This is a genomic window from uncultured Roseicyclus sp., assembly GCF_937892565.1.
In the GTDB taxonomy this organism is placed as follows: domain Bacteria; phylum Pseudomonadota; class Alphaproteobacteria; order Rhodobacterales; family Rhodobacteraceae; genus Roseicyclus.
This window is the reverse complement of sequence record NZ_CALAHQ010000054.1, coordinates 1-4,998: the sequence shown is the minus strand read 5'-3', so window position 1 is coordinate 4,998 and position 4,998 is coordinate 1. Positions and strand designations below refer to the sequence as shown.

At 61.9% G+C, this 4,998-nt stretch carries 4 protein-coding genes and 2 pseudogenes; all 6 read right to left on the bottom strand.

Features of this window, described 5'->3' with window-relative positions:
* Positions 1 to 112, bottom strand: a pseudogene (locus Q0094_RS07170) (3-demethylubiquinone-9 3-O-methyltransferase); the annotation flags it as partial.
* A complete protein-coding gene (locus tag Q0094_RS07165) occupies positions 102 to 929 on the bottom strand; it encodes an isoprenylcysteine carboxylmethyltransferase family protein (protein ID WP_297616985.1) in 828 nt (275 codons plus the stop codon). The gene Q0094_RS07165 and the pseudogene Q0094_RS07170, both read right to left, overlap by 11 nt.
* The gene (locus tag Q0094_RS07160; protein WP_297616982.1) at positions 926 to 1,855 is read right to left on the bottom strand and encodes an FAD-dependent oxidoreductase; all 930 of its coding nucleotides are present in this window, start codon (positions 1,853 to 1,855) and stop codon (positions 926 to 928) included. Before Q0094_RS07160 ends, Q0094_RS07165 begins: the two co-directional genes overlap by 4 nt.
* The gene (locus Q0094_RS07155; RefSeq protein WP_297616979.1) at positions 1,852 to 3,069 is read right to left on the bottom strand and encodes an FAD-binding domain-containing protein; all 1,218 of its coding nucleotides are present in this window, start codon (positions 3,067 to 3,069) and stop codon (positions 1,852 to 1,854) included. Before Q0094_RS07155 ends, Q0094_RS07160 begins: the two co-directional genes overlap by 4 nt.
* A 538-nt stretch (positions 3,070 to 3,607) precedes the next feature.
* Positions 3,608 to 4,690, bottom strand: a complete 1,083-nt coding sequence (locus tag Q0094_RS07150) for an AbrB family transcriptional regulator (protein WP_297616977.1) — start codon at positions 4,688 to 4,690, stop codon at positions 3,608 to 3,610.
* 80 nt (positions 4,691 to 4,770) lie between these two features.
* A pseudogene (locus Q0094_RS07145) lies at positions 4,771 to 4,998 on the bottom strand (tricarboxylate transporter); the annotation flags it as partial.

The following is a 4,998-nucleotide window of genomic DNA, read 5'->3' as shown; positions in this document are numbered from 1 at the left end:
CAAACCAAGCCAGCCGGCCTGGTACCAGATTCCTCAGCGTGCGAACCCAGCGAATGTCATCCGACCACCAGCGATCCGCCACCTTGTCATGGATCGTCAGATCATTGCGCATCGCGCTGATCCTTTGATTGGGTTAGTCGAGGCACGGCATAAGGCACCGCCGCGCGATAATGGTCGAAACGGCTGCCATAGCGGGCGGCAAAGCGGCGTTCCTTCAAACGCGGGGCAAGTAGGCAATAGGCCGTGAAACTGATCGCCAGCACCAGCTGGTCGGGCGTCCAGACGGGTACGGTCCATAGTGTGAGCGTGAATGCCACATAAATCGGTTGGCGGATGACGCGGAACAGCCCCTGGGTGGGCATATCAGGAAACACGGGCCTTATGCGCGCCATCAGCGACATCCACCCCAATGCCCCCGATTGAACCTCGGCTCCGGCGTCGAAGCTGGCCTTCAACAAGATCAGCCAGCTTGCCCCGTAGGCGGCCACCACTGCCCAGAACACCGCGCCTTCTGCCCGCCACCAGACGATACCCGACGGCGTCCACAGCACAAACAGTGCCAGCAGTTGGGCTGATGCGATGATGGCATAGGTGGTCGTGGCGAGCGTCTTGCCATGCAAGCCGGGGATCAGTCGGGCCAGAAACCGCCCGCCGGGACCGGTCAGGAGTAACGAATGCGCCAAGGGAAATTGCACGATCAGCGCAGCATTGGCCAGCGCCGCCATAGGCCAAGGCACCGTGCCAAAGCTTTCGCTCAACCCAAAGAACATCATCCCGATCATGGATAGCACCGCCGCCGCGAAGGTCGCATGACACAGCAAGCCCATGAACAGCGCAAACGCGATCCGTCCCACTCCCTGAGGGGGGCGCAGAGCGGCGCGGATCAAGCGCAGAAAGCGCGCAATGCGAGGATCATCCAGCAGGGTCATGCGCGCGCCAGAATGTCATCGGCGATGGCGGTCCCGCTTTGCCATGCAGCCTCGACCCGTGCACCGATGCACCAATCGCCGCCCAGATGCAGCGTGCCATCCACGCTGGTCAGGAACGGATGGCCCAGCGCCCCTGTCACGCGGGCATAGCGCCAGCGATGGGCCGCGGCATGGATTACATGATCGGCTGTCACGCCCAGCCGGTCACACAGCAACGGGAGCATGAGCTGCGCGATGGCGGTTGGATTTTGCTCCAGATGCATTTCCGAAAAACCTTGGCCCGCCTGCGCGACCCACAGCGCGGTCCCTTGCGGGCGGTCCGGCTTGCTATTGTCATGCGCGATCCATGCCAGCGGATCGTCGAGATCTTGGCGGCTTTGAAAAGCCGCAGGCGCGGTCACGGCAGCCATCAGCGTGAGGCAGGGCGCCATGCGCACCGGGCTTGCAGCTTTGGTCAAAGGGTGATCTGCACCCAACAACCCCGCTACCTGCGGTGCGGGCACGGTGATCACCACGCGTTTGGTTTGCAGGAGTGTTTCGCCCAAATGCAGGTCCCAGCCCGCGCCGGTTTGTGTCACGCCGGTGACTTGCATGCCCTGCCGGATGTCCAGCCCCTGCCCCATCGCCTTGGCCAGTGATGACATGCCGGGCCGTCCGACGCTGCGGTGGTGCCCGTTGTCATCCGGCCAATCGACAAGCGCCCCTGCCGTTTGCAACCCTTCTAGGACAGCCGCAAAACTGGGGGTGCGCGCGGTGACATATTGCGCACCATGATCAAATTGCATGGCATCCACGCGTCGGGTCGCCACGCGACCGCCGATCCCGCGCCCCTTATCCAACAAGACGGGTGCAAGACCGGCCTGCGTCAGGCGTCGCGCACAGGCCAATCCAGCAATACCCGCGCCGATGATGGTGATAGGGATCATGCCAAACCTGTCTGTTCAAGAATGCGGGGGATGTTCTGTTTGACCTTGAAGAACCCTGCTGTTGCATGCGGCCATATCGCGGCGTCCCAATCACGCTGCCATTCGCACAGGGTTATGCCTTGCTTGACCAAAGCCGGGGTGGCCTCGTCCAGCCAGTCGCGCAATGGGCCGCGCGTGACAAAGGGGGTCACGATCTGTGTGGCACCCACACCCGCCGCCCATCGTGCCAAGCCGGCGGGGTCGTTTGCCTCTATCGCCTCTGACGCCACACCAGCCCGCGCTGCGGCATCCGCCAGCGCACCATCCTCAAAGCGCAAGACAAGACCAGATACAGGCAGAGGGGATCGCAGATGACCCGTTCTGAGCGTAGCCGCCGCTCGGATATCCAATGCAGCAAGGTCAAAATCCTCAACCCGGCAATCCTCATCCGTGATCAGCAAGGCCGTTGGGCGGCCGGGTTGCGGTGGCGTGACCGGGCGCAGCGGCAAAACGGACGGCAGGCCGTCAGGCTCGGTTGCCTCAAGACCTTGCGTGACCTCGGCCAGATCACTTCGTCGCGGGGTGAACCGACCGGCCGTGAAGGTGGCGATATTCTGCGCATCGGCCGGATAGGGCTTGCCGCGCGTGTGCAGCCCCGCCACCCAGCGCCAACCCAGCGTGTTCGAGGCGGCATCGCCATCAAGCAGGTGACGGAAAAAGAAATCAGCCCCCAGCCGCCATGGCAGCCCCAGCGTAAAGATCCAGATAGAAGCGAACCACATCCGTGCATGGTTGTGGAGATAACCGGTATCCACCAGTTCGGTGGCCCAAGCATCAAAGCACGCCAAACCCGTTTGCCCAGCCATCGCGCGATCCACATCGCGGCGCAGGCGGCGGTCACGCGCAAGGGTGGCCAGATCAGCGTCCAGCCCGTTGCGATAACTGTCCCAGACCTGCGGGCGACGTTCCAGCCAACCCTTGAAATAACCGCGCCAGATCACCTCTTGCACAAATTTTTCAGCGTCATCGGGTCCATGCCCAGCCAGCGCCGCCGCAACCACATCGGTTTCCAGCACCAACCTGCGCCGGATGTAAGGCGATAGCCCTGAAACTGCCTGATGTGCGCCGGGTCCGTGGTCCGTATTGCGGCCATTGGCATAGCGCCGCCCCATACGGGGCGCGAAAGCCGCCAAAAGCTCTTCGCCTGCGGCACGGGTCGGGGGCATGTCTGTCATGGTGCCAATCTCAATTTTTCCGCTTCGCCACCTAACGCTCGGTCACCAGAGTTCAACGCGGCAGAAATGCGCGACACCACTCACAGCAACGCCGCCTTCGGGTGTCTCTATTCGCACCGAGAGCCCACGAACCCGCTTTAACTGCGGCGCAATTCGATTTCGACAAAATGCTGAAATCGCTAAATATTTCGGATCCGTCTCGATTTGGGTGAAGGGCGGATGGAAAGAGACGCGGGGCGTTCAGAGACCAATTTCGGCGAAACCGCGAGTCTCCGAAAGTCGGATGGCCTTGCTAAACCCCTTGAAAAAAAGGCCCCGTCAGGGCCGTCATCTCGGGTTTGCGATGGGCAAGTGGCGGAGCTTATGGATCTGGCATCCAACGCGCTACAATCATTAAACCATTGAAATCAATAAAACAACATCTTGTTCAAAGACCGTACGGTTCGCTCGGGCCGGGCGGCGGCACCTCCTCGGGCAAGATTGCCCTAACCGCCGGAATTCGGACAAATCGTTTGCCCTTTTGGCGGATTTGCAAAATTTACAGTTCACCCTCCCCGTCCCTTTCCCGATCCTGCCGCTCTCGCAGCCGTATCAGTCGCGCCACGACCGGCGCGCCTGAAATAACCAAAAGCACCCGCGTCAGGTGATGCACGATGATATAGCCAAGATCGGCACCCACGATGATGGCCAGCATCGTCATCTCGGCTTGCCCGCCCGGCGCAAAGGCGATGAAGCCGTCCACCGCGGGCGCCAATCCCAAGAGCACCACCACCTCGGTAAACAGCGCCGCTAGCCCGGCCAGCATCAGCACAAAGATCACACCTGCCGACACATCGCGGCGGATTTCGTGCAGTGTCACACCGACATAACAGACGCCGATGCCGATCCCTATCATGAACTGCGCGACCAGAATCGCCTCGGTCGGTGGGCGGTAATGGATGATGTCGGTCAGCGACAACACACCGGTGACGATCATCGGCCCAAGGATCGAGGCCCCGAAAAGCCCGATCTTCTCTCCGCCCTTCCAGCCGATCAGCGCAGCGGCGGCCATGATCGCCATCTCGTGCAGGGGGAGCTCTGCCGCTGGTGCGCCGATTGGATTGTCGAGCGAGACCCCAAAACCAAGCGTCAGGATCAGGGGCGCAACCGTGATGATGATCAACACCCGTGTCGCATGGATGAGGCTGAGGGCGCGCACATCGCCCCCTGCCTCCTGCCCGAAGACCACCATGTCCTGTAGCCCGCCCGGCATTGCGGCATACCAGCTGGTCGCCCAGTCGAACTTGTAGATCTTGCGAAAGAAGGGCACGCCCACCAGCCCGATCACCGCGACATAAAGCGGGATCAGCGCAACCGACGCCGCCATTTGCGGCACCCGCGCAACCACTTCAGGCGTGAGCGAGGCCCCAACCGCCACGCCCAAGATCGTGCGCGCCGCGACCGAAACCTGCCCCAACCCCTTAAGCGGTGCACCCGCCAATGCCGCGAGAAGACATGCAAAGAGGGGTCCGAACAGAAACGGCAGCGGCAAGGACAGCACCCAGAACACGCCCGTGCCGATCAGCGCCAATCCCACCGTCAAGAGGCGGCGGCGCGGATCGCTCAACGGTGTCGATAGCATGGGTCGCGCGCTCCATCATCTTGCGCAGGCGGGTTGGCCACCTGATGTCATGTTGGCCTTCGGTCATGCAAGGTGGCGCGTCATGTCAACGGCCATGGCAAACGCACGAACTCTTGCAAAAGACCCGGCGGGAAATCGCGGTTCAAGACCCACGCCAGCCCGCAGATCAACAAGATCGCAAGGGCTGAAAGGGTCAGTGTTTGGCCCCAGCTGACCTGCGCGCGGACGCGAAAGAAGGCCAGCATGAAGATCGCCAAGGCGATGACAAAGCCAAACAGCCCCGTCAGCGCCAGAAGGCCAAAGAACCA